The organism is Haloferax sp. Atlit-6N (assembly GCF_003383195.1).
Taxonomy (GTDB): Archaea; Halobacteriota; Halobacteria; order Halobacteriales; family Haloferacaceae; genus Haloferax; species Haloferax gibbonsii.
In genome coordinates, this window is record NZ_QEQJ01000111.1 from 1 (window position 1) to 608 (window position 608).

The 608-nt window shown below is 66.6% G+C and carries 1 protein-coding gene and 1 pseudogene; both read left to right on the top strand.

Annotation, left to right across the window (positions count from 1 at the left end; all coding sequences use genetic code 11):
* The coding region (locus tag DEQ92_RS24245; RefSeq protein WP_233516936.1) for a DUF5809 family protein at positions 1–300 on the top strand (300 nt) is incomplete at its 5' end.
* 36 nt (positions 301–336) lie between these two features.
* A pseudogene (locus DEQ92_RS21440) lies at positions 337–608 on the top strand (NUDIX hydrolase); the annotation flags it as partial.

Below are 608 nucleotides of genomic sequence, written 5' to 3' on the forward strand. Positions count from 1 at the left end.
GTCGACGAGCATCCCGACTACGAGGTGATCACGCTCGGCAGCGACGACGTCGACCGCGTCGCCTGGCACGCCGCGCCGTTCGCCGAGACGGTCGTCGCGGCGACGTTCCAGAACGAGCGCGAGGCCGCGGTCGGGACGCTCCGCAAGCAGGCGTTCAGTCGCTTGTATCGCCCGAAGTTCGAGGACAGCAGTGACGGCTCATCGGCAGACGACGATAGCGAGACGAGCGATACGGGCAGCCAGACCAGCGACACGGGCAGCGATGCAGACAGCAGTACCGAGACGAGCAGTCGCGAGTAATCACGATTAAGCCGCGTCCCGCCGGACTGTCGGGTGATGACTGACGACGGACGCAGACACGAGCCGTTACCGGAGCCAGAGTGGCCCGTCCGGGAGTCCGAAACCGAGTACGAGACGGGCTGGTACACCGGCGGCTACGACCTCGTCGAGCAGCCGAACGGGACGACGAAGCAGTACTACTGGGCCGAACTCGCCACGGCCGTCGTCGTCGTCGCCGTCGAGGACGACTCGGTGGTGTTCGTCGAACAGTACCGGCCGACGATTCGGGAGACGCAGTTGGAACTGCCCGCGGGGATCGTCGAGGCGGG